This is a genomic window from Streptomyces naganishii JCM 4654 (assembly GCF_014650575.1).
GTDB classification, from domain to species: domain Bacteria; phylum Actinomycetota; class Actinomycetes; order Streptomycetales; family Streptomycetaceae; genus Streptomyces; species Streptomyces naganishii.
Window position 1 is genome coordinate 203,718 of the sequence record NZ_BMVF01000001.1, and the last position, 26,901, is coordinate 230,618.

Annotated in this window: 24 protein-coding genes and 1 riboswitch; of the genes, 19 read left to right on the forward strand and 5 right to left on the reverse strand. The window is 72.4% G+C overall.

The genetic code is table 11. From position 1 onward, the window contains the following. The first annotated feature begins 33 nt into the window (after positions 1-33). Complete coding sequence (locus IE217_RS00915) at positions 34-1,308, forward strand: L,D-transpeptidase (protein ID WP_190175716.1); 1,275 nt, start codon at positions 34-36, stop codon at positions 1,306-1,308. Between the two features lie 128 nt (positions 1,309-1,436). Here the strand turns inward: IE217_RS00915 and IE217_RS00920 are convergent, their stop codons facing one another. Beyond that, positions 1,437-1,838, reverse strand: a complete 402-nt coding sequence (locus IE217_RS00920) for a response regulator (RefSeq protein ID WP_190175717.1) — start codon at positions 1,836-1,838, stop codon at positions 1,437-1,439. A gap of 211 nt (positions 1,839-2,049) precedes the next feature. Between IE217_RS00920 and ctaE the strand changes: the two genes are divergently transcribed. The 6 genes from ctaE (at position 2,050) to IE217_RS00950 (ending at position 9,257) form a co-directional block, all read left to right on the forward strand. Further along, positions 2,050-2,670 carry an aa3-type cytochrome oxidase subunit III gene (gene ctaE, locus IE217_RS00925; protein ID WP_189702991.1) on the forward strand — a complete coding sequence of 207 codons (621 nt, stop codon included), beginning with the start codon at positions 2,050-2,052 and terminating at the stop codon, positions 2,668-2,670. A gap of 61 nt (positions 2,671-2,731) precedes the next feature. Continuing rightward, complete coding sequence (gene qcrC / locus IE217_RS00930; protein WP_190175718.1) at positions 2,732-3,541, forward strand: cytochrome bc1 complex diheme cytochrome c subunit; 810 nt, start codon at positions 2,732-2,734, stop codon at positions 3,539-3,541. Next, a complete protein-coding gene (gene qcrA, locus IE217_RS00935; RefSeq protein ID WP_190175719.1) occupies positions 3,538-4,602 on the forward strand; it encodes a cytochrome bc1 complex Rieske iron-sulfur subunit in 1,065 nt (354 codons plus the stop codon). Before qcrC ends, qcrA begins: the two co-directional genes overlap by 4 nt. Next, the gene (gene qcrB, locus IE217_RS00940) at positions 4,599-6,251 is read left to right on the forward strand and encodes a cytochrome bc1 complex cytochrome b subunit (RefSeq protein WP_190175720.1); all 1,653 of its coding nucleotides are present in this window, start codon (positions 4,599-4,601) and stop codon (positions 6,249-6,251) included. The genes qcrA and qcrB overlap by 4 nt, the downstream gene beginning before the upstream one ends. Positions 6,252-6,429: 178 nt before the next feature. Continuing rightward, positions 6,430-7,494: an anthranilate phosphoribosyltransferase gene (gene trpD / locus IE217_RS00945; RefSeq protein ID WP_190175721.1), complete on the forward strand. Its 1,065-nt coding sequence runs from the start codon at positions 6,430-6,432 to the stop codon at positions 7,492-7,494. Between the two features lie 95 nt (positions 7,495-7,589). Beyond that, positions 7,590-7,706, forward strand: a riboswitch (SAM riboswitch). A 180-nt stretch (positions 7,707-7,886) separates the two neighbouring features. Continuing rightward, on the forward strand, positions 7,887-9,257 hold the full coding sequence (locus tag IE217_RS00950; RefSeq protein ID WP_190175722.1) for an aminotransferase class V-fold PLP-dependent enzyme: 1,371 nt from the start codon (positions 7,887-7,889) through the stop codon (positions 9,255-9,257). Positions 9,258-9,490: 233 nt separating this feature from the next. Here the strand turns inward: IE217_RS00950 and IE217_RS00955 are convergent, their stop codons facing one another. Continuing rightward, positions 9,491-9,772 (reverse strand): Lrp/AsnC family transcriptional regulator, encoded by a 282-nt coding sequence (locus tag IE217_RS00955; protein WP_190175723.1) that lies wholly within the window; start codon positions 9,770-9,772, stop codon positions 9,491-9,493. Beyond that, positions 9,769-10,521: a rhomboid family intramembrane serine protease gene (locus IE217_RS00960; RefSeq protein WP_190175724.1), complete on the reverse strand. Its 753-nt coding sequence runs from the start codon at positions 10,519-10,521 to the stop codon at positions 9,769-9,771. Before IE217_RS00960 ends, IE217_RS00955 begins: the two co-directional genes overlap by 4 nt. 156 nt (positions 10,522-10,677) lie before the next feature. On the opposite strand from IE217_RS00960, the gene IE217_RS00965 reads away from it, so the two are divergent. From IE217_RS00965 to IE217_RS00985, 5 genes are all read left to right on the forward strand, one after another. Beyond that, positions 10,678-10,917, forward strand: a complete 240-nt coding sequence (locus IE217_RS00965; protein ID WP_190175725.1) for a hypothetical protein — start codon at positions 10,678-10,680, stop codon at positions 10,915-10,917. Between the two features lie 61 nt (positions 10,918-10,978). Next, positions 10,979-12,328: an NYN domain-containing protein gene (locus IE217_RS00970; RefSeq protein WP_190175726.1), complete on the forward strand. Its 1,350-nt coding sequence runs from the start codon at positions 10,979-10,981 to the stop codon at positions 12,326-12,328. 261 nt (positions 12,329-12,589) lie between these two features. Then, positions 12,590-13,624: a C40 family peptidase gene (locus IE217_RS00975; protein ID WP_190175727.1), complete on the forward strand. Its 1,035-nt coding sequence runs from the start codon at positions 12,590-12,592 to the stop codon at positions 13,622-13,624. 229 nt (positions 13,625-13,853) lie between these two features. Further along, the gene (locus IE217_RS00980; protein ID WP_190175728.1) at positions 13,854-14,888 is read left to right on the forward strand and encodes a C40 family peptidase; all 1,035 of its coding nucleotides are present in this window, start codon (positions 13,854-13,856) and stop codon (positions 14,886-14,888) included. A gap of 32 nt (positions 14,889-14,920) precedes the next feature. Further along, positions 14,921-16,111 carry a hypothetical protein gene (locus tag IE217_RS00985; protein ID WP_190175729.1) on the forward strand — a complete coding sequence of 397 codons (1,191 nt, stop codon included), beginning with the start codon at positions 14,921-14,923 and terminating at the stop codon, positions 16,109-16,111. Here the strand turns inward: IE217_RS00985 and IE217_RS00990 are convergent. After that, positions 16,068-17,348: a glycosyltransferase 87 family protein gene (locus IE217_RS00990; protein ID WP_190175730.1), complete on the reverse strand. Its 1,281-nt coding sequence runs from the start codon at positions 17,346-17,348 to the stop codon at positions 16,068-16,070. The genes IE217_RS00985 and IE217_RS00990 overlap by 44 nt on opposite strands. 161 nt (positions 17,349-17,509) lie before the next feature. Between IE217_RS00990 and IE217_RS00995 the strand changes: the two genes are divergently transcribed. Continuing rightward, positions 17,510-18,652: a glycosyltransferase family 4 protein gene (locus tag IE217_RS00995; protein WP_190175731.1), complete on the forward strand. Its 1,143-nt coding sequence runs from the start codon at positions 17,510-17,512 to the stop codon at positions 18,650-18,652. 75 nt (positions 18,653-18,727) lie between these two features. Continuing rightward, positions 18,728-20,365, forward strand: coding sequence for a GMC oxidoreductase (locus tag IE217_RS01000; protein ID WP_373297937.1), 1,638 nt, complete (start codon positions 18,728-18,730; stop codon positions 20,363-20,365). Positions 20,366-20,405: 40 nt separating this feature from the next. Here IE217_RS01000 and IE217_RS01005 read toward each other — a convergent pair whose 3' ends face one another. Further along, on the reverse strand, positions 20,406-22,202 hold the full coding sequence (locus IE217_RS01005; RefSeq protein WP_190175732.1) for an AMP-dependent synthetase/ligase: 1,797 nt from the start codon (positions 22,200-22,202) through the stop codon (positions 20,406-20,408). Between the two features lie 259 nt (positions 22,203-22,461). On the opposite strand from IE217_RS01005, the gene IE217_RS01010 reads away from it, so the two are divergent. From IE217_RS01010 to IE217_RS01030, 5 genes are all read left to right on the forward strand, one after another. Beyond that, on the forward strand, positions 22,462-23,259 hold the full coding sequence (locus tag IE217_RS01010) for a metallophosphoesterase family protein (RefSeq protein ID WP_190175733.1): 798 nt from the start codon (positions 22,462-22,464) through the stop codon (positions 23,257-23,259). A gap of 147 nt (positions 23,260-23,406) precedes the next feature. Beyond that, entirely contained in the window at positions 23,407-23,847 is a 441-nt protein-coding gene (locus IE217_RS01015; protein WP_190175734.1) for an SRPBCC family protein, read from the forward strand. 75 nt (positions 23,848-23,922) lie between these two features. After that, the gene (locus tag IE217_RS01020) at positions 23,923-25,092 is read left to right on the forward strand and encodes an ArsA family ATPase (RefSeq protein WP_190175735.1); all 1,170 of its coding nucleotides are present in this window, start codon (positions 23,923-23,925) and stop codon (positions 25,090-25,092) included. An 80-nt stretch (positions 25,093-25,172) separates the two neighbouring features. After that, the gene (locus IE217_RS01025) at positions 25,173-25,691 is read left to right on the forward strand and encodes a DUF5304 family protein (protein WP_190175736.1); all 519 of its coding nucleotides are present in this window, start codon (positions 25,173-25,175) and stop codon (positions 25,689-25,691) included. 122 nt (positions 25,692-25,813) lie between these two features. Then, positions 25,814-26,767, forward strand: coding sequence for an ROK family glucokinase (locus IE217_RS01030; protein WP_190175737.1), 954 nt, complete (start codon positions 25,814-25,816; stop codon positions 26,765-26,767). Positions 26,768-26,901 lie beyond the last annotated feature (134 nt).

Consider the following 26,901-nt stretch of genomic DNA (forward strand, 5'->3'; position numbering starts at 1 on the left):
GCAGGAGCTGACGGAGCTACTTAGCGTGAGGCCATGAGCACCAACGTGTTTTCCCGCGGTGCGGGAGCCGGCGTCGGCTGCACTCTGCTGGTGGCCGCCCTCGGCGCGGGCGTCACCGCCTGCGGCGGCGCGGACGGCAACCCGCTGGCCGCCAGCCCCTACGACGCGGCGGACCAGATCACCTTCAGCGGCCCCACCGGAGCCGGGAAGAAGGCCGACCCCGACAAGCCCCTGGAGATCACCGCGGAGGGCTCGGGCGGGCGCATCACCGACGTCACCGCGGTGGACTCCGCCGGACGCTACGTCTCCGGCGAGCTCGCCGCCGACGGCGGCCGCTGGCACAGCACCTCACCGCTGGCCGCGGGCGCCCACTACACGATCCGGGTCAGCACGGAGAACGGCGACGGCGCGCCCGGCCGCAAGGTCCTCACCCTCGACACCAGCAAGCCCAAGGCCCAGAAGCGCCTGAACATCTCGTTCGGGCCGGAGGCGGGCACCTACGGCGTCGGCGAGCCCATCACGGCCACGCTGGACCAGCCGGTCCGCGACAACGCCCAGCGGGCCGTCGTGGAGCGCGCCCTGAAGGTCGAGTCCACCCCCGCGGTGACGGGCTCCTGGTACTGGGTGGACGACAAGCAGCTGCACTACCGCCCCCAGGACTACTGGCCGGCCGGCGCCACCATCGAGGTGCACAGCAACCTGGAGGACATCAAGATCAGCGATCGGCTCTGGGGCGGCACCGCCAAGCCGCTGACGATCACCACCGGCGACCGCGTCGTCGCCCTCACCGACGCCGCCACCCACCAGCTGACGGTCTTCAAGAACGACGAGAAGATCAAGCAGATCCCGGTGACCACCGGCAAACCCGGCTTCGAGACCCGCAACGGCGTCAAGGTCGTCCTGGCCAAGCAGTACTTCGTCCGGATGAAGAGCTCCACCGTCGGCATCGCCGAGGGCACCTCGGACTCCTACGACCTGCCGGTGTACTACGCCACCCGGGTGACCTGGAGCGGCGAGTTCGTGCACGCCGCGCCCTGGTCGGTCGGCTCCCAGGGCTACGCCAACGTCAGCCACGGCTGCACCGGCATGAGCACCGCCAACGCCAAGTGGTTCTTCGACAACATCCACGAGGGCGACCTGGTGCAGGTGGTCAACTCCAAGGGCCAGCCGATGGAACCCTTCGCCAACGGCTTCGGCGACTGGAACCTGCCCTGGCAGAAGTGGCTCCAGGGCAGCGCCCTGACCTCCACCGCCCCGGACGCCGCCCCGCAGACCAACGAGGCCAGGCTGCGCCCGCAGAGCCTGTGAGAGGCGCTCTGAGGCCCCCCAGCCGTCCGGCCCGCCGCCTCACGGCCGCGGGCCGGCCGGGTCCCGTGAGGGCCGCGTACGGACTCGCGTACCGGCCCCGTACGGACCCCGTACGGACCCCGTACGGGCTACTGCGCGATCAGGGCCTTGCGCCGCAGCAGGGAGGCCAGCGCCCCGGCGAACTCCACCGGGTCCACCGGGAGGGTCACCGCCGCGTCCGCACGGCTCCACGTGGCCAGCCAGGCGTCCTGCGGCCGCCCGATGAGCAGCAGCACCGGCGGGCAGTCGAAGACCTCGTCCTTGATCTGACGGCACATCCCCATGCCGCCCATCGGCACGGCCTCGCCGTCCAGGACGCACACGTCGATGCCGCCCCGGTCCAGCTCCCGCAGCACCGCGGCCGGGGTGGCGCACTCCACGAACTCCACGAGCGGGGCGTCCTGGGCCGGCCTGCGACCGGTGGCCAGCCGCACCTGCTCCCGGGTGCCTGCGTCGTCGCTGTAGACCAGCACCGTGGCGGTCGCCTGCATTGTTCCTCCGCGTCGTTGGTCGGGAACCTCGCCGGAACCCGCCGGACACTCGTCGCGACCCCGGGTACCGATGGCGCGGATGCTACTCCCTTCAACTCCTGGTCGACAGGCGCTCGGAACGGCTCTTCGATGGGCCATCCGAGCTGGACACATGCCGCCAACACTCCGAACGGCACCCCCCGGGGTGAGGGCGGGATAAGCGACCGACATAATGTCGGTCGTGGCGACAGCAACGACAGTAGAAACCGGGCACGCGCACCCGTCGGTCAACCGGCCGAACCTCACCAGCGTCGGAACCATCATCTGGCTGAGTTCCGAGCTGATGTTCTTCGCGGCCCTCTTCGCGATGTACTTCACCCTGCGATCGGTGACGGGTCCGGCGCACTGGAAGGAGATGGCGGGCGCTCTCAACGTCCCCTTCTCGTCGGTGAACACCACGATCCTGGTGCTCTCCTCACTCACCTGCCAGCTCGGCGTGTTCGCCGCCGAGCGCGGTGACGTGAAGAAGCTCCGGGGCTGGTTCATCGTCACCTTCATCATGGGCGCGATCTTCATCGGCGGTCAGATCTTCGAGTACACGGAGCTGGTGAAGAAGGACGGGATCTCCCTGTCCTCCGACCCGTACGGCTCGGTGTTCTACCTGACCACCGGCTTCCACGGCCTGCACGTGCTGGGCGGCCTCATGGCCTTCCTGCTGGTGCTCGGGCGCACCTACGCGGCCCGGAGGTTCACCCACGAGCAGGCGACCGCGGCCATCGTCGTGTCCTACTACTGGCACTTCGTCGATGTCGTCTGGATCGGCCTCTTCGCCACGATCTACCTGATCCAGTAGCGACGAGCCGCTCCAAGTCCGCAAAGCATCGACGCAGAAGATCCTGACACCGGGGTAATCCGTGAAAAAGCTCTCCGCACGACGACGCCATCCGCTGGCGGCGGTCGTCGTCCTACTCCTCGCGCTGGCGGCCACTGGGGGGCTGTACACCGCGTTCGCGCCCGCGAGCAAGGCGAAGGCCGACGACACCGCCCAGTCCCTCACCATCGAGGAGGGCAAGAAGCTCTACGAGGTCGGCTGCGCCAGCTGCCACGGCACCGGGGGTCAGGGCACCACTGACGGTCCGAGTCTGGTGGGCGTGGGCGCCGCCGCGGTCGACTTCCAGGTCGGCACGGGCCGTATGCCGGCCCAGCAGCCGGGCGCGCAGGTCCCGCGCAAGCGGGTCATCTACAACCAGGCCCAGATCGACCAGCTGGCCGCGTACATCGCGTCCCTGGGTGCCGGCCCGGCCGTGCCCACGAAGAACCAGTACAGCCCCGAGGGCGCGGACGTCGCCAAGGGCGGCGAGCTGTTCCGCACCAACTGCGCCCAGTGCCACAACTTCACCGGCAAGGGCGGCGCGCTGACGCATGGCAAGTTCGCCCCGGAGCTGACCGGTGTGAGCCCCAAGCACATCTACGAGGCCATGCAGACCGGCCCGCAGAACATGCCTTCCTTCCCCGACACCACGATGACGGAGAAGAACAAGAAGGACATCATCGCGTACCTGAACGCGGTCAACGGTGACGAGACCGAGAACCCCGGCGGTCTGGAGCTGGGCGGCCTCGGGCCGGTCAGCGAGGGCCTGTTCGCGTGGATCTTCGGACTGGGTGCCCTGATCGCGGTCGCCGTCTGGGTCGCCGCTCGGACCGCAAAGGCCAAGAAGTCATGAGTAGCCAAGACATTCCAGAAGAGAACCTGCCCGCAGAGCAGGCCGCAGAGCACGGCCACGGCGCGGTGTCCCTGGCGGACGAGAAGCACCCGTTCGCCGACCCGGGCCTGCCCCCGCACGAGCACCGGATCCAGGACGTCGACGAGCGGGCCGCCAAGCGGTCCGAGCGCACCGTCGCCCTGCTGTTCACGATCTCGATGCTGGCCACCATCGGCTTCATCGCCTCCTACGTGGGGATCCCGCACGACAAGTCGATCTTCGTCTTCCCGCTCGGTCACATCAACGCGCTGAACTTCGCCCTGGGCATCACCCTCGGCGTGGCGCTGTTCGCCATCGGCGCGGGCGCGGTCCACTGGGCCCGCACCCTGATGTCCGACGCGGAGGTCGCCGACGAGCGGCACCCGATCGAGGCCCCCCCGGAGGTCCGCGCGAAGGTCCACGCGGACTTCAAGCAGGGCGCCAAGGAGTCGGCGATCGGCCGTCGCAAGCTGATCCGCAACACGATGTTCGGCGCGCTCACCCTGGTGCCGCTGTCCGGCGTCATGCTGCTGCGCGACCTCGGTCCGCTGCCCCACAGCAGCCTGCGCCACACACTGTGGGCCAAGGGCAAGCGCCTGGTGAACATGAACACGAACCTGCCGCTGCGTCCCGAGGACGTCGCCGTCGGTTCGCTCACCTTCGCCAAGCCGGACGGCCTGGAGGAGACGAACGAGAGCTTCCAGGAAGAGATCGCCAAGGCGGCCCTGATGATCGTCCGGCTCCAGCCGGAGAACATCAAGGACAAGCGCGAGCTCGACTGGTCGCACCAGGGGATCGTCGCCTACTCGAAGATCTGCACCCACGTGGGCTGCCCGATCTCCCTGTACGAGCAGCAGACGCACCACGTGCTGTGCCCGTGCCACCAGTCCACCTTCGACCTCTCCGACGGTGCCCGAGTGATCTTCGGCCCCGCCGGTCACGCCCTGCCGCAGCTGCGCATCGGCGTGGACAGCGAGGGTTACCTCCAGGCGCTCGGCGACTTCGAGGAGCCCGTCGGTCCTGCATTCTGGGAGCGCGGATGAGTACTACTGCGAGCAACACCAACGCGTCCGGCGGCGGCCGCTCGCGCGGACCGGCGCCGGCGGGCGAGCGTCTCGCCGACTGGGCCGACGGCCGGCTGGGGATCTACTCCCTGGCCAAGTCGAACATGCGCAAGATCTTCCCCGACCACTGGTCGTTCATGCTGGGTGAGGTCTGCCTCTACAGCTTCATCATCATCATCCTCACGGGTGTGTACCTGACGCTGTTCTTCCACCCCTCGATGAACGAGGTGGTGTACCACGGCAGCTACGTCCCGCTCCAGGGACAGCTGATGAGCGAGGCGTTCAACTCGACCCTGCACATCTCCTTCGAGGTGCGCGGTGGTCTGCTGATCCGGCAGATCCACCACTGGGCCGCGCTGATCTTCCTGGCCGGCATGTTCGTGCACATGATGCGCGTGTTCTTCACCGGCGCGTTCCGCAAGCCGCGTGAGGTCAACTGGCTGTTCGGCTTCCTGCTGTTCGTCCTCGGCATGTTCACCGGCTTCACCGGTTACTCGCTCCCGGACGACCTGCTCTCCGGCACCGGCGTCCGCTTCATGGAGGGCGCGATCCTGTCCGTGCCGATCGTCGGCACGTACCTGTCGTTCTTCCTCTTCGGCGGGCAGTTCCCCGGCCACGACTTCGTGGCGCGGTTCTACTCGATCCACATCCTGCTGCTGCCCGGCATCATGCTGGGCCTGCTGGTGGCGCACCTGATCCTGGTCTTCTACCACAAGCACACGCAGTTCGCGGGTCCGGGCAAGACCAACAACAACGTGGTCGGCATGCCGCTGCTGCCGGTCTACATGGCCAAGGCCGGAGGCTTCTTCTTCCTGGTCTTCGGCGTCATCGCGGCCATCGCGGCGATCGCGCAGATCAACCCGATCTGGGCCATCGGCCCCTACCGTCCCGACCAGGTCTCCACCGGCGCCCAGCCCGACTGGTACATGGGCTTCTCCGAGGGCCTGATCCGCGTGATGCCCGGCTGGGAGATCAACTTCTGGGGCCACACCCTGGTCCTGGGCGTGTTCATCCCGCTGATCATCTTCCCGCTCGTGCTGGTGGCCATCGCGGTCTACCCGTTCATCGAGGCCTGGGTCACCGGCGACCGCCGCGAGCACCACATCCTGGACCGCCCGCGCAACGCCCCGACCCGCACCGCCTTCGGCGCAGCGTGGATCTCCTGGTACTTCGTGCTGCTCATCGGCGGTGGAAACGACCTGTGGGCCACCCACTTCCACCTGTCGATCAACGCGATCACCTGGTTCGTGCGGATCTCGTTCTTCGTGGTGCCGGTCATCACGTTCGTCGTCACCAAGCGCGTCTGCCTCGGCCTCCAGCGCCGGGACAAGGACAAGGTGCTGCACGGCCGCGAGTCGGGCATCATCAAGCGCCTGCCGCACGGTGAGTTCATCGAGGTCCACGAGCCGCTCAGCCAGGAGCAGCTCTACACCCTCACCGCGCACGAGCAGTACGAGCCGGTCGAGCTCGGCCCGACGGTCGACGAGAACGGTGTCGAGCGCAAGATCAAGGGCTCGCAGAAGCTGCGCGCCAAGCTCAGCAACGCGTACTACGGCGAGGACAACCAGATCCAGAAGCCGACCGTCGAGGAGTACAGGGAGATCACGAGCGGCCACGGCCACCACTGATCACTGACCGCTGAGCGTCGCCACGCCACGGTCGAGGGGCCCCGTCCTCCCCCAAGCTCTTGACGAGCAGGGGGTACCCCCATCCGGACGGGGCCCTTCGCGCTGCCCGGGGCTGGATAGGGTGGAGTCGTTCGAGACGAGCGTCCCGCACTGCGGGACACCGACCCAGGAGCGGCTTATGAGCGCTGTGACCCCCGCTGGAGGCGACACCGCGGCGGGCCGTTCCTGGCCCGCCGTGCTGAACGGGCTGCTGGACGGCCGCGACCAGAGCGCGGACGACACCGCCTGGGCGATGGACAGGATCATGCGCGGCGAGGCGACGGACGCCCAGATCGCCGCCTTCGTGGTCGCCCTGCGGGCCAAGGGCGAGACGGTCGAGGAGATCACCGGCCTGGTCCGGGCGATGTACGCGCACGCGAACGTCATCGAGGTGCCGGGCGCCACCGTCGACATCGTCGGCACCGGCGGCGACGGCGCGAAGACGGTGAACATCTCCACCATGTCCTCCATCGTCGTCGCCGGCACCGGCGCCAAGGTCGTCAAGCACGGCAACCGCGCCGCGTCCTCGGCCTCGGGCGCCTCGGACGTGCTGGAGAAGCTCGGCGTCAATCTGAACCTGCCGGTGGAGCGGGTGGCCGCGGTGGCCGAGGAGGCCGGCATCACCTTCTGCTTCGCGGTGAAGTTCCACCCCGCGCTGCGCCATGTGGCCGCCGCGCGCGGCCAGTTGGGCATCCGGACCACGTTCAACGTGCTCGGCCCGCTCACCAATCCGGCCCGGGTCAGAGCCCAGGCGGTCGGGGTCGCCGACCCGCGCATGGCGCCCATCGTGGCCGGCGTCTTCGCCGAACGCGGCAACTCCTCCCTGGTCTTCCGGGGCGACGACGGCCTCGACGAGCTGACGACCACCTCCACGTCGCGGGTGTGGGTGGTCCGGGACGGCAAGGTGAGCGAGGAGCGCTTCGACCCGCGCGACGTCGGCATCGACCTCGTGCCGGTGGAGGCCCTGCGGGGCGCCGACGCCTCGTACAACGCGGAGGTCGCGCGGCGGCTGCTGGACGGCGAGCCGGGCCCGGTGCGCGACGCCGTGCTGCTGAACTCGGCGGCCGCGCTGGTGGCGTTGGATCCGGGCCCCGGGTCGCTCGCCGAGCAGATCCGGGGGCGGATGGCCATGGCCGCGGAGGCGATCGACTCGGGGGCCGCCCGGCGCACGCTGGAGCGCTGGGTGAGGGCCAGCAACGCCTGAGCCCCGGCGGCCCGTGCGCGGTGTGACGCGAGGCGCAGTCCGCGATCCGGACTCCGCCTTGCGTCCGTAAGATCGTGTGGCAGGATACTGAACCAGGTCATGAGTGACAGCCATTCGGCCCCGGCCGGCTGTCCGGCAACCCTCCGTCCGTGGCGGGGTGCCCCGGGTGAGGACCAGGCCGCAGGCAGCGAGGTCTGCGGCAAGCGCGGACCCCTCGCGATTCCAGGGGTCCTGGTCGTCGAGGAGCCTTCCGTGAGCAAGCGAATGCGATAGGGGCGACAGCCCCCTCGGGGCCGACGGCCCCGCCGCCGCACACCCCCTTTTCACCTCACCCGCGCTCGAGCGCCGTCCGCTCGCGCGGTGATTCCAGCTGCCTCCACGGGAGTTCACCCATGTCCGTCTCCACCGTCTCCACCGCCGCCGCCGGCCAGACCGTCTGTGCCCCGCTGCCCGTCCTGGGACGTGACGTCACCGTGCCGCTCGTCACCGGCGGCGAGGTCGCCTACGCCGCGCTCGACTACGCGGCCAGCGCCCCCGCCCTCCAGCGCGTCTGGGACGACGTGGCCGCGTACGCCCCCTACTACGGCAGCGTCCACCGCGGCGCCGGCTACCTCTCCCAGCTCTCCACCGACCTGTTCGAGAACGCCCGCAGGACGGTCGCGGAGTTCCTCGGCTGCCGCGAGGGGGACCAGGTGGTGTTCACCCGGTCCACCACCGACTCCCTCAACCTCCTCGCCCGCGCGCTGCCCGCCGGCTGCCGGGTCTTCGTGTTCGAGACCGAGCACCACGCCTCCCTGCTGCCGTGGCAGCAGGCCGAGGTCACCTTCCTCGACGCCCCGCGCAGCCCCGAGCAGGCCGTGACGGCCCTGGAGCGCGCCCTGGCCGCCCGTGAGCCGCACGGCCCGGCCCTGGTGTGCGTCACCGGCGCCTCCAACGTCACCGGCGAGCTGTGGCCCGTACGCGAACTGGCCGCCGCCGCCCACGCGCACGGCGCCCGCATCGTCCTGGACGCCGCCCAGCTGGCCCCGCACCACCCGGTGGACGTCCGGGAACTCGACGTCGACTGGGTCGCCTTCTCCGGGCACAAGCTGTACGCGCCCTTCGGCTCCGGCGTCCTCGCCGGACGCGCCGACTGGCTGCGGGAGGCCGAGCCGTACCTCGCGGGCGGCGGCGCCAGCCGCAAGGTCACCCGGCGCGCCGACGGGGGAGTGGACGTGGAGTGGCACGAGGGCGCCGCCCGCCACGAGGCCGGCTCGCCCAACGTCATCGGCGCCCACGCCGTCGCCTCCGCCTGCAAGGCGCTCACCGAGGCCGGCTTCGAGGCGCTCGTGGCCCGTGAGCGGCACCTGATCCGCACGGTCCGCGAGGGCCTGGCCGAGGTGCCCGGGGTGAGGGTGCTGTCGCTGTTCGGCGACGACGCCCCGCGGGTCGGCGTGATCTCCTTCGTGGTGGAGGGCTGGAACAGCTCCCACTTCGCCGCCGCGCTGTCGGCCGAGTACGGCATCGGCGTGCGCGACGGCCTCTTCTGCGCCCACCCGCTGGTGCGCACCCTGCTGGGCGGCGGCCCGCAGGCCCAGGGCGAGTGCGGCGCCCCCGAGGCGGCGCCCGGCGAGCGGTCCCTGAACGCCATCCGCGTCAGCTTCGGCGCCGGCACCCCCGACGAGCACGTCGAGCGGTTCGTGGCGGCGGTCGGGGAGCTGGTCAGGGACGGCGCGAAGTGGCGGTACCGCACGCGGGACGGCCGCTGCGTGCCGGCGGTCTGACGCGCGGCTGCGAGCCGGGTGTGCGAGCCGCAGGCGGCGACAGGCCCTCGGGCCTCTCTTCCGGATCTTGCCGCCGGTCGCGGTGGCTGGCACGCACATCTGCGGCGTTGTCGCCGGTCGCCGATGCTCCGCGTCGACTCCCTCCTCCGCCTTGCAGCTGCACGCACCAGCCACCGCTCGGGCCTGCCGGGAGGCGAGGTGGCTCGGAGCCGGCCTGATCCGGAAGACAGGCCCTAGGAGTCCAGGCCGATCGCGAACGCCGCCTCCAGGTCGTGCTGCGAGTACGTACGGAACGCCACGTGCGTGTCCGTGCCGAGCACGCCCGGGATCTTGCTGATGCGGCCGGGGATGACCTCCGCGAGGTCCTCGTGCTGCCGCACCCGGACCATGGCGATCAGGTCGTACGTCCCGGTCACCGAGAACACCTCGCTGACGCTGTCCAGCGACGCGATCTGCTCGGCGATCTCGGGAATCCGGTCCACGCTGGTCTTGATCAGGACGATCGCGGTGATCACGGCTGTTTCTCTCCCTCGGGGGCCGGAGCAGGGCTGACCCTCACTCTAGTCCGGCGGCCGAACCGCACCCACGCGAAGGCGAAGCCCAGGGCGAAGCCGACCACATGGGCCAGGTAGGCCACGCCCGGGCCCTGGGCCGCGCGGCCGGCGGCCAGCCACTGCAGGGCCGCCCAGAACGGCAGCACCACCCAGGCGGGGAAGCGCAGCGGCAGGAAGAACAGGAACGGGAAGAGACTGGTCACGCGCGCCCGGGGGAACAGGTACAGAAAGGCGCCGAGGACTGCCGAGATCGCCCCCGAGGCCCCCACCAGGGTCTGGCCGGAGGCGGCGTTGGCGGCCGCGTAGCCCAGCAGGGCGAGGTAGCCGCAGCCGGCGTAGAAGAGGGTGAACTGCACGCGGCCCATCCGTTCCTCGGTCATCGCCCCGAAGACGTAGAGGAAGAGCATGTTGCCGAGCAGATGCACCCAGCTGCCGTGCACGAACAGGGCCGTCACGGGGGTGAGGAGGGCCCGTGGGGCGCCCGTGAGCAGATCGGCGGGGATCACGCCCCAGTGCCGGAAGTAGGCCCGCTGGGCGGGCAGCAGGGCGCTCCCGGTGCCGTAGGCGGGGTCGAGGCCCGAGGCCGGGCCGATCGCGAAGATCAGGCAGCAGGACGCGATCAGCGCGCCCGTCACCGGCGCGGGCGCCGTCCGCACCGCCCTGAGCGCCCCGAGAGTCCTGCGGAGCACCGCGTTCCTGTCGCCGGTCATGGGCACAGAGCATGGCGTACCGGGACGCAACCGCACGGACCGCCTCGCCGCCGTGGACACACGGGCGGCGACTCGCCGCCAGGCCGTAGGGTACGAGCCACACGCTCCGGGGAAGCCGGCGCGTCACGGAAACCAGAAGGAAAGCGAACAGTCACGATGACGGTTCCCCTGCCGACCGCCACGACGCGGTGGCGCTGCACCCTCTGCGGCAACCTCACCCGCTTCGACGTGACGCGCTCGTCGAAGGTCGTCGAGTACGTCCACCTCGACCTGGCCGGAGAGCCGAACGTCGAGGAGCGCGAGGTGGTCAGTGAGAGCATCGAGTCGGTGCGCTGCCGCTGGTGCAACGCGGTGGACCAGGTGGAGCTCGTGGACAGGCCGGGCGCCGGCTCCTGAGCGGAGCGGGCCCCGCACAGGTGATCCCCGCGGGGGATCCCGTTAGGCATTGGGGTGACGGATGGTGGAGACACAAGGCGGGGAGCCGGGCGACGGCGCCGCCGAGGTGCTCGACCGTCCGCTGCCCGAGGGCGTGCGGCGCCGGGTCGTGCAGATCGTCTCCGACGGCTTCGGCGGGCTGACCGTGGGCGAGCTGCCGGCCCAGCTGCGGCAGTACGCCCGCTTCGCCCCCAACCGGCGCACCAAGTTCGCGGGCAACGCGATGGCCGCCGCGGTGGAGAGCGACACGCTGTTCCGCCAGCGCATCGGGGAGAAGTTCAGAGAGGCCCAGCCGGAGCTGTCCGGCGCCCTCGACTCCGGCTCGCCGCCCCCGGCCGCGGACCCGCTCGACGTGGCGGCCGCGGCCTACGTACTGCGCCCGGCCGGCTGGGTGAAGCTGGTGACCGCCGCCGGCGAGGAGGCCCAGCGGGCCGACGCCGAGCGGGCCGGCGAGGAGAGCCGCGCCGAGCTGGAGCGGCTGACCGCCGAACTGGCCGCCGCCCGCGAGCAGATCCGCACCGAGACCGAGCGGCTGCGCGCCGAGCTGGACGCGGCGAAGAGGGAGAGCGACGCGCTGCACCGCAAGCTGCGCGCCGCGCTCAGCGACGTCAAGCGGGGCGAGGCCGCGCTGCGCAAGGCCCAGGGCGAGCTGGAGGCGGCGCGCGCCGAGGGGCAGGCCCAGGTGTCGGCCGCCGAGAGCGAGACCCGCCGGCTCAAGGCGCGCCTCGGCGAGGCGGAGGCCGCCCTGGAGGCCACTCGCCGGGCGGCCCGCGAGGGGCGCAGCGTCGAGGACATGCGCGTACGGCTGCTGCTGGACACCGTGCTCGACGCGGCCCAGGGGCTGCGCCGCGAGCTCGCGCTGCCGCCGGTGTCCGTCAGGCCCGCCGAGACCGTGGACGCGGTCGAGCCGGGGCGGATGACCCCGAAGGACATCGCCGCCCGCGCGCTGTCCGAGCACGACCCGGCGATCCTGGACCAGCTGCTCGCGCTGCCGCAGGCCCATCTGGTCGTCGACGGCTACAACGTCACCAAGACCGGCTATCCCCAGATGCCCCTGGAGAAGCAGCGACTGCGGCTGCTCGGGCAGCTCTCGCAGCTGGCCGCGCAGACCGGCGCCGAGGTCACCTGTGTCTTCGACGGGGCCGAGCTGGCCGCGCCCGTGCTGCTGGCACCGCCGCGCGGGGTGCGGGTGCTGTTCTCCAAGCCGGGCGTCACCGCGGACGAGTTGATCCGCCAGCTGGTGCGCGCCGAGCCGCCCGGCCGGCCCGTCATCGTCGCCTCCACCGACCGCGAGGTGGCCGACGGCGTGGCGAGGGCGGGGGCGCGGCCGGTGGCGTCGGCGGTGCTCCTCAGGCGGCTCTCGCGCGGCTGAGGGTCCTGGTCCCGGTCCGCCTCAAAACGGGCAAAGCGCTATCAGTTCCTCAATTCCAACGTAGGGGCTTAATGCCCGAATTGACGGAACCGTCACGCCACCCAGCGTCAACCACGCCATACATCGGGTGAGTTGAGTGCAAAGAATGGCTTGCGGGACGGGATTTTTTGCTGTGGGATTTGAATTCATCACGATGAGGTCACTAGGGTCTGGCGTCGAACCTCCGAGCGGGTGATCACTCAGAAGAAGGAGCTCGCTTCCGTGGCGTCCCACCGTCGACCCAAGCAGCCGAGTCGTGCACGTGTGACCGTGCTCACCACCGCAGCCGCTGCCGCCGTGGCCATCAGTGCCCAGGCAGCCAACGCCGCGCCGAGCGCGAAGCCGAGCAAGGACGAGGTCAAGTCCAAGGTCGACGCGCTGTACGGGCAGGCGGAGCAGGCCACCGAGAAGTACAACGGGGCCAAGGAGAAGCAGGAGAAGCTCCAGAAGGAGATCTCCACCATCCAGGACAACGTCGCCCGCGGCCAGCAGGAGCTCAACAAGCTGCGCGACAGCCTCGGTTCGCTCGCCGCCGGCCAGTACCGCTCGGGCGGGATCGACCCCTCGCTCCAGCTCTTCCTGTCCTCCAACCCGGACGACTACCTCGACAAGGCCTCCACGCTCGACCAGTTGAGCGGCCAGCAGGTCGACGCGCTGAAGAAGATCCAGGACAAACAGCGCGAACTCGCCCAGGAGCGCGCCGAGGCCACCGAGAAGCTCAAGGACCTCGCCTCCACCCGCACCGAGCTGGGCAAGAAGAAGCAGGAAGTGCAGAGCAAGCTCGCCGAGGCGCAGAAGCTGCTCAACTCCCTGACCGCCGCGGAGAAGGCCCAGCTCGCCGCCGACCAGAGCCGCGCCAGCCGGGCCAGCGAGCGCAGCGCCCTGGACGGCAACACGCCCCCCGCCTCGGGCCGGGCCGGCGCCGCCTTCTCGGCCGCCCAGAGCAGGATCGGCTCGCCCTACGTCTACGGCGCCACCGGCCCGTCCTCCTTCGACTGCTCGGGCCTGACCTCCTGGGCCTACGCCCAGGCCGGCGTCTCCATCCCGCGCACCTCCGAGTCCCAGGCCAACATCGGGACCCGCATCTACTCGCAGAGCCAGCTCCAGGTCGGCGACCTGGTGTTCTTCTACGGCGACCTGCACCACGTCGGCCTCTACGCGGGCAACGGCCAGGTGCTGCACGCCCCGCACACCGGCGCCGTCGTCCGCTACGAGGCGATCGCCAACATGCCCTTCCAGTTCGGCGTCCGCGTCTAGCCGTCATACCGCCCGAACGGGCGAATCGCGGGGAGGCCCGCGAACCCCACGCCCCGCCCATGACCTGCGTCAGAGGCGGGGCGTCGCGTTGTGCGCCCGCGGCGGCCTTTGTCCGCCGTGTGCCCGCGCGGCTACTGTCTGGCGCGTTTCCCCCGCACTCGGGGCGCGCCGCGCCCCGAGTGTCCGGGGAGGCAGTCCGTGCTGGCCAGTGGAGGGAGTTCGGCTTCCCGTGGGGTTCCATCGCCGCCTCGCACCGTCCGGTTTCGACCGGGGTGCCGGCGCCGCAATCTGCGTCCTGTCCGCCGCGGCCGCCGCCCTCGGCGCCCTGCCGGCCACCTCCGCCGTCGCCGCCCCGCCCGGCGACACCCGCTCGGAGGTGGACCGCCTCTACCAGGACGCGGAGAAGGCGACCGAGGCCTACGACAAGGCCGACGAGCGCGCCGGCCTGCTGCGCGACCGGGTGCGGGACTCCCAGGACCGCATCGCCCGGCAGCAGCTGCGCGTCAACACCCTGCGCGAGTCGCTCGGTTCGGTGGCCGGTGCCCAGTACCGCTCCGGCGGCCTCGACCCGTCCCTCGCCCTGCTGTTCTCCCGCGACCCGGCCGAATACCTCGACAAGGCGGCCGCCCTGGACCGGATCGGCGTCCACCAGGCCCGCGAACTGCGCGACCTCCAGCGGGCGATGCGCGAGCTCGCCCAGGAGCGCGTGGAGGCCACCCGCGCCCTCGCCGAACTCGACCGGAGCCGCACGGCCCTGGTCCGCCACAAGCGGACCGTCGAGCAGAAGCTCGCCCGCGCGCGCCGGCTCCTGGACTCCCTGTCCCCGTCCGAGCGCGAGGCCTACGACCGGGCCTCCCGCTCCGGGCGCGACGACCTGTCCGGGCTGCCCGGCCTCGGCGACGACGACCCGGCCGCCTCCGGCCGGGCGGCCGCCGCGCTCGCCGCCGCCCGCTCCGCCCTCGGCCGCCCCTACGTGTGGGGCGCGAACGGCCCCTCGGGGTTCGACTGCTCCGGGCTGATGCAGTGGTCGTACGCGCGGGCCGGGGTGCAGCTGCCGCGCACCTCGCAGGAGCAGCGGTACGCGGGCCGGCAGGTCCCGCTGTCCCGCATCAGGCCCGGGGACCTGGTCGTCTACCGCTCCGACGCGAGCCACGTCGCCATGTACGCGGGCCACGGCCGGGTCATCCACGCCCCCTACCCGGGTGCCCCCGTGCGCTACGACCCGGTGAACATGATGCCGATCTCCTCGGTCACGAGGGTCTGACGGCCGCGCCCCGGTCGCCGTACGATCGGGAAATGGCTGGTCGTGGGCGGGTGCCGGGATCCTCGGTCGTGGCGGTGTGCCTGCTGCTGGCGTCCCTGGCCGGGTGCGGCGGGCAGACCGCGACCGACGCGGCCCGCGACCAGGTGCAGCGGGTGCTCGACCGGCGGGCCGCGGCGGTCCTGCACCACGACCCGGCCGCCTACGCGGCCACCGGCACCCCCGCCTCCTACGCGGCCCTGAAGGCGGTGCCCTTCGCCGCCTGGTCCTACCGCGTGACCGCGCTGCGCCGCAGCGGCGGCCACGCCACCGCCGACGCCGAGCTGCGCTACCGCGTGAGCGGCTACGACCGGGCGCCGGTGCGGGCCGGCCGCACGCTGACCCTGTCCACCACGGCGGACGGGAAGTGGTACGTCGACACCGACCGGCCCGAGAACAAGTCGGCGCAGCAACTGTGGGACCAGGGACCGGTCTCGGTGGTCCGCGGGCGCAGCAGCCTGGTCCTCGGGGTCGGGCAGAGCGGCCGGGCGCTGCACGGGTACGCCGACCTCGCCGACCACGCGGTGCCCGCCGTCTCGGACGCCTGGGGTACGGACTGGAGCCGGCACGTCGTCGTGATCGTGCCGCAGTCGCTGGACGGCATGGCCCGTCTGCTCGGCTCGCCCGCCTCCGGCTACCGGGGGATCGCCGCCGTCACCACGGGAGAGGCGGGCGGCACCGGGCAGGCGCCCGCAGACCGGATCATCGTCAACCCCGAGGCGTACGGCATGCTCGGCGCGCTGGGCCGCCAGGTCGTGCTCACCCACGAGACCACCCATGTGGCCACCCGGGCCCACACCGACCCGGCCACGCCGCTGTGGCTCTCCGAGGGCTACGCGGACTGGGTCGGCTACCGCCGCACCGGCCGCACCCCGGACCAGGCCGCGCCCGAACTCGCCCGCGCGGTCGCGGACGGCGACGTGCCGGCCGCGCTCCCCGCCGACGCGGACTTCGGCTTCGCCGGCGAAGCCACGCGGCTCGCGCAGGCCTACGAGGGCGGCTGGATGGCCTGCCGCATGATCGCCGCCCACTGGGGCGAGGAACGGCTCGACGCGTTCTACCGCGCCGTGGGCGCCCACGACCGCCGCGCGGGCGCGGTGGAGGACGCCCTGAAGAAGGAGCTGGGCACCTCTTTGGACCGCTTCACGGCCCAGTGGCGCGCGTACCTGAGCGCTCAGCTGGACTGAGCCCGTCCGGAGCGGACCGGGGGGCCGGGGCGGACGCCCCCGGGCGCGGGGCCGCGGCCCGCCACAGGCCGTGGGCGGCCGTGACGCAGGCGGTCAGCAGCAGGCCGTTGCGCACCAGCAGGAGGGCGATGCCGAGGCGGTCGCTCGCGACGACGTCGACGAAGAACACCGGGAACTCCAGCACCGTCACCGGCGCGGCCGCCGCCACCAGCCAGGCCGGCAGCCGCATCCGGCTGCCGGGGAAGCACAGGCACACCGCGCCGAGCCCCACCAGCCACACCAGGTACTGCGGGCTGATCACCCGGCTGGTGGTGGTGAACAGCAGCACCGCCGTGAACGCGGCGTCCGCGAGCCCGGCCGCCCCGGGCGGGGACCTCCGCGCCCGCAGCCACCACAGCGCCAGCCAGCCGAACGCCACCCCGGTCAGCGCCAGCGCGGCGCCGCTGACCAGGCCGACGTACGGGCCGACGAACTCCACCGAGCCGTAGTGCAGCAGCACCTGCCCGCTCCAGCCGAAGTGCCGGGCCACGTGGACGACCAGCGCGCCCAGCGACTCCACCTCCGTGCCCCGGTCGCGCTGCGCGGTCAGGAAGGACAGCGCGCCCGGCACCGTCAGCGCGGCCGCCGAGGCCGAGGCGGCCACGGTCGCGGCCGCCGCCGCCCACGCCCGCCGTCCCGCTCTCCCGCGCGCGCCCGCGAGCAGCAGCAGCGGCCACACCTTGAGCATCGCCCCGAACCCGGCCAGCGCCCCGAACAGGCGCGGCCGCCGCAGGCCCGCCAGCAGGGCGGCCACCGCCACCGCGGTCACCATCACGTCGTAGCGGGCGTAGAGGGTGGGGCCGAGCAGGGGCGCGCCCGCCGTCCAGAACCAGGCGCCGTGCAGCGGCCGGCCGGGACCGCGGCCGCCGTACAGCAGCAGGCAGAGCACCGCCAGGTCGGCCAGCAGGGCCAGCACGGCGAACGCGGTGGCGTAGCCGAGGAAGGGCAGGGCGGCGGGGGCGAGGATCGCCAGGGCGGCGCCGGGCGGGTACTGCCAGCTGACGTCGCCGACCGGGAAGGAGCCGTGCCGCAGCACCTCGTACCAGTCCCGGTAGATCACCGACACGTCGGTGGTGACGTCCGGGCCGGGGAAGGCCAGCGCCCCGAGCACGAACAGCAGCAGCACCAGCCGGCTCGCGCCCCATGCCGCGAGCGGCGCCGCCGGGCCCGCGCTCCACCGCCTGCCCGCGCCGTCCATGTCAGCCCCTGTCCGCCGGCCTTTCGTCACCTCCGCGCACCGCCGTGCGGCGCGCCCCGGCGACACCGCCGAGGCCCCCATGATGTCCCCGGGAGCCGTGCGCGTGCCATGCGGCACGGCCGTGGCAGGCGCCCAACCGCCGTTGGATAGGGTCGGCGGCGATGCACAAGACCCTCGTCGTGACCAACGACTTCCCGCCCCGCCCGGGCGGCATCCAGGCGTTCCTGCACAACATGGCGCTGCGGCTGGACCCCGAGCGGCTGGTCGTCTACGCCTCCACCTGGAAGCGCGGCCGGGAGGGCGCGGAGGCGACCGCCGCCTTCGACGCCGAGCAGCCCTTCACCGTCGTACGCGACCGGACCACCATGCTGCTGCCGACCCCGCGCGTGACCCGGCGGGCGGCCGGGCTGCTGCGCGAGCACGGGTGCACCTCGGTGTGGTTCGGGGCGGCCGCGCCGCTCGGACTGATGGCGCCGGCCCTCAGGCGGGCGGGCGCCGAGCGGCTGGTGGCCACCACCCACGGTCACGAGGCGGGGTGGGCGCAGCTGCCCGCCGCGCGGGACCTGCTGCGCCGGATCGGGCAGTCCACGGACACCATCACCTACCTCGGCGAGTACACCCGCTCCCGGATCGCCGCCGCGCTGACGCCGGAGGCAGCCGCGCGGATGGTGCAACTGCCGCCGGGCGTGGACGAGAAGACCTTCCACCCCGCCTCGGGCGGCGACGAGGTGCGCGCCCGGCTCGGGCTGAGCGACCGGCCGGTGGTGGTGTGCGTCTCGCGGCTGGTGCGGCGCAAGGGCCAGGACACGCTGATCCGGGCCATGCCCCGCGTCCTGGCCGCCGAGCCGGACGCCGTGCTCCTGATCGTCGGCGGCGGGCCGTACGAGAAGGACCTGCGGCGGATGGCGGCCGAGACCGGGGTCGCGGACTCGGTGCGCTTCACCGGCGCCGTGCCCTGGTCGGAGCTGCCCGCCCACTACGGCGCCGGCGACGTCTTCGCCATGCCGTGCCGCACCCGGCGCGGCGGCCTGGACGTCGAGGGGCTCGGCATCGTCTACCTGGAGGCCTCCGCGACCGGGCTGCCGGTCGTGGCCGGCGACTCCGGCGGCGCGCCCGACGCCGTGCTCGACGGCGAGACCGGCTGGGTCGTGCGGGGCGGCTCCCCCGAGGAGGCCGCCGACCGCGTCACCACCCTGCTCGGCGACGCGGAGCTGCGCCGGCGGATGGGGGAGCGGGGCCGCCGCTGGGTCGAGGAGAAGTGGCGCTGGGACCTGCTCGCGGAGCGGCTGGAGGAGCTGTTGTAAAAGCTTGACCAAAGCGGTTGCGGGAGGATCGCCGCGGCTCTGGGCGGAACGCCGGAATCCGCGGATGCTGCGCGCATGACAGCAAAACTGATGCAGCGTCAGCTGACGAGACGTCACATCCTCGGTATGGCGGCCCTCCAGACGGCCGCCGCCCTCGGCTTCACCCGGATCGGCCTCCAGTCCGCCCGGGCCGCCGAGCCCGCCGCCGTCGAATTCGCCCCCGCGGTCGTCGTCGGCTCCGGCTACGGCGGCGCGGTGGCCGCCCTGCGCCTGGGCCGGGCCGGCATCCGCACCCTGGTCCTGGAGATGGGCCGGCTGTGGAACACGCCCGGCCCCGACGGCAAGGTGTTCTGCTCCACCCTCTCCCCGGACCGGCGCTCGATGTGGTTCCGCACCCGCACGGAGGCCCCGCTGGCCACCTTCCTGTGGCTGGACGTCGTCAACAGGGACATCAGCCCGTACCCGGGCGTCCTGGACCGCGTCCACTTCGACGCCATGTCCGTCTACGTCGGCCGGGGCGTCGGCGGCGGCTCGCTGGTCAACGGCGGCATGGCCGTCACTCCGCGCCCCGACTACTTCGCCGAGCAGTTCCCGGCCGTCGACGTGGACGAGATGTACGGCACCTACTTCCCGCGCGCCCGCGCCATGCTCGGCGTCAACTCCGTGGACCCGGACTGGTTCGAGTCGACCGAGTGGTACCGGTTCACCCGCACCTCCCGCCAGGCCGCCGCCAACGCCGGCCTGAAGACCGCCTTCGTGCCCAACGTCTACGACTTCGGCTACATGGAGAAGGAGGCCGCCGGCACGGCCGCCAGGTCCGCCCTCGCCGGCGAGGTCATCTACGGCAACAACCACGGCAAGCGGAGCCTGGACAAGACCTACCTCGCCGCGGCCCTCGGCACCGGCAACGTCACCGTCCACACCCAGGAGAGGGTCAGGAGCGTCAGCAGGGCCGCCGACGGCACGTACGTCCTGACCGCCGACCTCGTCGACGACACGGGTGCGGTCACCGGCACCCGGCAGTACGGCTGCACCTACCTCTTCCTCGCCGGCGGCAGCCTCGGCACCAGCGAACTCCTCGTGCGCGCACGGGACACCGGCACCCTGCCCGACCTGAACGCCGAGGTCGGCGCCGGCTGGGGCCCCAACGGCAACACCATGCTCGGCCGCGCCAACCACGTGTGGGACACCGTCGGCGCGAACCAGGCGACCATGCCGGTCATGGGCATCGACGACTGGTCCAACGCCGGCAACCCCGTCTTCGCCGAGATCGCCCCGCTGCCCATGGGCTTCGAGCACTGGGTCAGCCTGTACCTGGCGATCACCAAGAACCCCGAGCGCGCCGCCTTCACGTACGACACGGCCGCCGGGGCGGTGCGGCTGGGCTGGACCGCCGAGCAGAGCGCGGTCTCGGTGGGCATGGCCAGGAAGCTGTTCGACCGGATCAACGCGGCCAACGCCACCATCTACCGCTACGACCTGTTCGGCACCCCGAGCAAGGTCTTCGCCGACGACTTCACCTACCACCCGCTGGGCGGCTGCGTGCTCGGCCGGGCGACCGACGACTACGGCCGGGTCAAAGGCTATTCACGGCTCTACGTCACCGACGGCTCGCTCGTGCCCGGCAACATCGGCGTGAACCCGTTCGTCACCATCACCGCGCTCGCCGAACGCACGATGGCGCGGGTCCTCGCCGAGGACACCGCGCCATGACGCTGTGCGAAAAGGGGGCCTACTTCGCGTAGAAGGGGGCCTACTTGGCGTAGATCGCCTCGATCTCGTCCGCGTAGTCCTTCGCCACCACGTTCCGCTTCAGCTTCAGCGACGGGGTGAGGTGGCCCGACTCCTCCGTGAACTGGGAGGACAGAATGCGGAACTTCCGCACCGATTCCGCCTTCGACACCGCGGCGTTGCCGTCGTCGACCGCCGCCTGGATCGCCGCGTTCAGATCCGGGTCGTCCTTCAGCGACGCCGCGGTGGAACCCGCCGGCTTGCCGTGCTCGGCGCACCAGCGGCCCAGGAACTCCTCGTCGAGGGTGACCAGCGCGCCCACGAACGGCCGCCCGTCGCCCACCACCATGCACTCCGCCACCAGCGCGTGCGCCCGGATGCGGTCCTCGATCACGGCCGGGGCGACGTTCTTGCCGCCCGCGGTGACGATGATCTCCTTCTTGCGCCCGGTGATCCGCAGGTACCCGTCCTCGTCGAGGGTGCCGATGTCACCGGTGTGGAACCAGCCGTCGGCCAGCGCCTCGGCGGTCGCGCCCGGGTTGTTCCAGTACTCCTTGAACAGGTGCTCGCCGTGCAGCAGCACCTCGCCGTCGTCGGCGATGCGGATCACCGAGCCGGGCAGCGGCTGGCCGACCGTGCCGATCTTCTGCCGGTCCCAGGGGTTGAACGCGGTCGCCGCGCAGGACTCCGTCAGGCCGTAGCCCTCCAGCACCGTGAAGCCGATGCCGCGGAAGAAGTGGCCGAGCCGCTCGCCCAGCGGGGCGCCGCCGGAGATGGCGTACTCGCCGCGCCCGCCGAGCACCGCGCGCAGCTTGCTGTAGACCAGCTTGTCGAAGGTCTTGTGCTTGATCCGCAGCCCCAGCGACGGCCCCGAGGGCGTGCCGAGCGCCTTGCTGTACGCGATCGCCGTGTCGGCCGCCTTGTCGAAGATCTTGCCCTTGCCCTCGGCCTGCGCCTTGGCGCGCGCCGAGTTGTAGACCTTCTCGAAGACCCGCGGGACGCCCAGTATCAGCGTCGGCCGGAACGCGGCCAGCTCGTCGGTGAGGTTCTTGATGTCGGGGACGCAGCCCAGCTTGATCGGCGCCATCATCGGCGCCACCTGCACCAGGCGCCCGAAGACGTGCGCGAGGGGCAGGAAGAGCAGCACCGAGCACTCGCCGGTGCGGAACAGCGGCCGCAGCCGCTCCACGACGTTGCCGCACTCGGCGAAGAAGGCGCGGTGGGTGAGCACACAGCCCTTGGGCCGGCCGGTGGTGCCGGAGGTGTAGACGATGGTCGCCGGGTCGTCCGCCTTCGCCAGCGAGCCGCGCTCCTCGACCGTGGCGTCGCTGATGCCCTGCCCGGCGCGGCCCAGCTCCTCGATCCCGCCGGCCTCGATCTGCCAGACGTTCTTCAGCGCCGGGAGCGTCTCGCGCACCGACTCCACGGCGGCCGCGTGGTTGTCCAGCTCCACCACGCAGGCGGTCGCGCCCGAGTCGGACAGGATCCACTGCACCTGCTCCGGCGAGCTGGTCTCGTACACCGGCACGGTGATCGCGCCCGCGCTCCAGATCGCGAAGTCCAGCAGCGTCCACTCGTAGCGGGTGCGGGACATCAGGCCCACCCGGTCGCCGGGCTGGATGCCGGAGGCGATCAGGCCCTTGGCCGCCGCGTGCACCTCGGCGAGGAAGTCCCGGGCCGTCACGTCCTGCCAGACGCCCCCGGACTTGCGCGCGACGACGGCCACATCGGGATGCTGCGCGGCGTTTCTGCGGACGATGTCGGTCAGGTTGCCGTCCGCAGGGACCTCGTACAAAGCCGGAAGGCTGAACTCGCGCAAGACTGCTGCTCCTCATAGGGCGCCGGCGCCACGACGATGTGTGATGCGACGGTGGTTGAAAGCCAGAGCACGACTGGACGGCCCGGACGTTACCCGTCGGTATGTTTTTTCGACAGGGGGTCCCGGTGAGATGTTCGCTGCGTCACACGGATTGATGTTCCAGTGCGCACAGTAGTCGACCCCCTAAATGACTGGCCAGTAACCGGGGGTTCGCCCGGCACTGTTCACCGGTGCACCGCCCCGCCTACGCTTGATCGACATGGCACCCACTCCGCCCGGCGACGGCAGCACCCGTATCCACGTGGTCAGCGACGTGCACGGCAACGCGCGCGATCTCGCCAAAGCCGGCGAAGGCGCCGACGCCCTCGTCTGCCTGGGTGACCTGATCCTCTTCCTCGACTACGCCGACCACTCGCGCGGCATCTTCCCCGACCTCTTCGGCGTGGAGAACGCCGACCGCATCGTCGAGCTGCGCACCGCCCGCCGCTTCGCCGAGGCCCGCGAGTTCGGCAAGCGGCTGTGGGCCGGCGTCGAGGGCGACCGCGCCCGGCTCATCGAGCAGGCCGTGCGCAAGCAGTACGCGGAACTGTTCGCCGCCTTCCCCACCCCGACGTACGCCACCTACGGAAACGTCGACATGCCCCCGCTGTGGAAGGAGTACGCCCGCGAGGGCACCACCGTGCTCGACGGACAGCGGGTGGAGATCGCCGGCCGCGTCTTCGGCTTCGTCGGCGGCGGCCTGCGCACCCCCATGCGCACGCCCTACGAGATCGGCGACGAGGAGTACGCGGCCAAGATCGAGGCGGTCGGCGAGGTCGACGTGCTGTGCACCCACATCCCGCCGGACGTGCCCGAACTCGTCTACGACACCGTCGCCCGCCGCTTCGAGCGGGGCAGCCGCGCCCTGCTGGACGCCATCCGCCGCACCCGCCCCCGGTACGCGCTCTTCGGCCACGTCCACCAGCCGCTGGTGCGCCGCATGCGGATCGGCGCGACCGAGTGCGTGAACGTGGGCCACTTCGCCGGCACCGGCCGGCCGTGGGTGCTGCGGTGGTGAACGTTCCGGCCGATCGCGCAGGTGGGGGTGGGAACCGGCGGCGGGCCGCGCGGTAGCCTTCACGCTGCACACACGTGCGCACCACGACCGCACCACCCGGCCGTACGACGGCCGCACTACCGGCCCGCATCTGGAGGAGCCACGGCGATGGCGGAACACACCAGCTCGAGCATCACGATCGATGCGGCACCGGCCGACGTGATGGAGGTGATCGCCGACTTCGCCCGCTACCCGGACTGGACCGGTGAGGTGAAGGAGGCCGAGGTCCTCAAGACCGACGACCGGGGCCGCGCCGAGCAGGTCCGCCTGGTGATGGACGCCGGCGCCATCAAGGACGACCAGACCCTCGCCTACACCTGGACCGGCGCCGACGAGGTCTCCTGGACGCTGGTCAAGTCCCAGATGCTGCGCTCCCTGGACGGCTCCTACCTCCTGCGGCCCGTGGGCGACGGCGCCACCGAGGTGACGTACCGCCTCACCGTGGACGTCAAGATCCCCATGCTGGGCATGATCAAGCGCAAGGCCGAGAAGGTCATCATCGACCGCGCCCTGGCGGGCCTGAAGAAGCGGGTGGAGTCCGGGCGCTAGCTTGCCGCCCCCGGCGCGGGTGGCCCGGCGGCCGGCAACGCGCCCCCGCGTCCGCCTCCGTTACCGTTCCCTCTCATGCGCACCCTCCTGATCACGGGCCCCGGCGGCGGCGGCCGTACCACGGCCGCCGCCGCCACCGCACTCACCGCCGCCCGTGACGGCACCCGCACCCTCCTGCTCGGCGCCGACCGCACCGACACCCTGGGCGCGGTCCTCGGGACGCCCACGGGCGCGGCCCCGGCCGAGGTGACGGCGAACCTCACCGCCTGGCGTCCCGACGCGAGCGCCGCCTTCCGGGACGACCTCACCGCCTTCCAGGAGCGCGCCGCGAGCGTCCTGGACCTGCTCGGCGCCTCCCGGCTGGACGCCGAGGAGGTCACCCCGCTGCCCGGCGCCGGGGAACTCGCCCTGCTGCGCGCGCTGCGGGACGCGGCCCTGTCGGAACGGTTCGAACTGCTCGTGGTCGACCTGCCGCCGGCCCCGCAGGCCCTCGCCCTGCTCGCCCTCCCCGAGGAACTGCGCCGCTACCTGCGCCGCCTCCTGCCCCCCGAGCGGCAGGCGGCCCGCGCCCTGCGGCCCGTCCTCGGCCGGCTCGCCGGCGTCCCCATGCCCGCGGAGTGGCTGTACGAGACGGCCGCCCGCTGGGACCTCGAACTGGCCGCCGCCGAAGCGGTCGTCGCCGACCCGGGCACCACCGTGCGCCTGGTCGCCGAACCCGGCCCGGCCGGCGCCGACGCCCTGGCCGGGACCGCCCTGGGCCTGGCCCTGCGCGGCCTCGCCGTCGAGTCCGTGGTCGCCAGCCGGGTGCTGCCCGAGGCCCCCGCCGGCTCCTGGCTCGCGGGCCCGGTCGCCCAGCAGCGCAAGGCCCTCGACGAGTGGCGCGAGACGTACGAGGTCCACCCGGCCGCCCACCTCGGCCGCGACCCGCGCGGCATCGACGACCTGGCCGTGCTCGCCCTGCCCGGCGTCAACCCGGCGACCACCCCGGCCGAGTGGCCCGTCACCGACCGGCTCGCCGAGGACGGCGTGCTCGTCTGGCACATCCCGCTGCCCGGCGCCGTCCGCGACGAACTGGACCTCGTCCGGCGCGGCGAGGAACTGGGGATCACCGCGGGGCCCTTCCGGCGCATCGTGCCCCTCCCCTCCGCCCTGCGCCGCTGCACCGTCGACGGCGCCGCCCTGCGCGACGGCGTGCTGCGCATCCGCTTCACCCCGGACGCCTCCCTGTGGCCCCGGGAGAGGTGACGCCCCGGCCGCGCGCGAGGTGAGGCGCCTACCGCCGTTCGGGTAACGTCGTAAGGACGAAACGTAGTCAGGAGCCCGCCATGAGCGAAGAGCGCACACCGGCCGGCGACGCGTCCGACGGCGCCGCCCGGCAAAGCGGTGAGGAAGTCCGGGCCACCGACGCCGACGCCTGGGCGACGGCCTGCGCCGAGGACCTCCAGGCGGAGAAGAACCGGCGCCGCGACCGGTACGGACCGCCGCCCGGCTCGGCCGCCGAGGAGCTGCGCAAGCTCGTCGACACCGTCGCCGGCAAGCTGTCCTCCCTCCAGTCGCCGCTGCTCGGCTCGGTCGCGGGACCCGCCGCCCAGCAGGTGGTCCGGCAGGTGGTGCAGCAGGCCAGGGCGGCCGTCGAGCCCGTGATCGAACGCAACCCGGACGTCTTCGACCACCTCGCGGCGGCCGGCGGCGAACTGCTCGCCGCCTACCGCTCGGCCGTACAGGGCCAGGAGCGCCGCTGGACGTCCGGCGCCGGCGGCGCGGCCGAGGACCTGAGGGACCTCGACGAGCGCCGCGACCGCGGCGAGGGCACCGGCGGCGGCGAACGCATCGACCTCGACTGACCGGCCGCCGGGCGCCCTGAGCGCCGCCGCCCGGGCCGTCCGGCGGGCGGACGACGCGAATCTGGGGGCAGGGCCTCGGGTACGGTTGGCCGTAGCGGGGCTCGACCGAAACTGAGGGATTCATGGGACTCACCATCGGCGTCGACATCGGCGGCACGAAGATCGCGGCCGGCGTGGTCGACGAGGAAGGCAACATCCTCTCGACCTTCAAGGTGCCGACCCCGGCCACGGCCGAAGGCATCGTGGACGCCATCGCCTCCGCCGTCGAGGGAGCGCGTGCCGGTCACGAGATCGTCGGCGTGGGCATCGGCGCGGCCGGTTACGTCAACCGGCAGCGCTCGACGGTCTACTTCGCGCCCAACATCCACTGGCGCCAGGAGCCGCTCAAGCAGAAGGTCGAGGCCCGCGTCGGCCTCCCGGTCGTCGTGGAGAACGACGCGAACGCCGCGGCCTGGGGCGAGTACAAGTTCGGTGCCGGCAAGGGCCACCGCAACGTCATCTGCATCACCCTGGGCACCGGCCTCGGCGGCGGCATCATCATCGGCAACAAGCTGCGCCGCGGCCACTTCGGCGTGGCCGCCGAGTTCGGCCACATCCGGATGGTCCCCGACGGCCTGCTGTGCGGCTGCGGCTCGCAGGGCTGCTGGGAGCAGTACGCCTCGGGCCGCGCCCTCGTGCGGTACGCCAAGCAGCGCGCCAACGCCACCCCCGAGCGCGCCGAGGTGCTGCTCGCGCTCGGCGACGGCACCCCCGACGGCATCGAGGGCAAGCACATCTCCATGGCCGCCCGTCAGGGCTGCCCGGTCGCCGTCGACTCCTACCGCGAGCTGGCCCGCTGGGTCGGCGCCGGCCTCGCCGACCTGGCCTCCCTCTTCGACCCGTCCGCCTTCATCGTCGGCGGCGGCCTGTCCGACGAGGGCGAGCTGGTCCTGGAGCCGATCCGCAAGTCGTACAAGCGCTGGCTGGTCGGCGGCAACTGGCGCCCGGTCGCCGACGTGATCGCCGCCCAGCTCGGCAACAAGGCGGGACTGGTCGGCGCGGCGGACCTCGCCCGCGAGCCCGACCCGATCATGTGACGGGCACGTCCTGAGCCACGGGCGACCGCTGGCACCCAGGGGCGCGGGGAACCGCGCGGCGAGCCGGAGCCACCACGGGCCGGGGGCCGCGCGTCGCACGAACCTCGCGCCCGGGCCCCTGGGCGTACATTGAT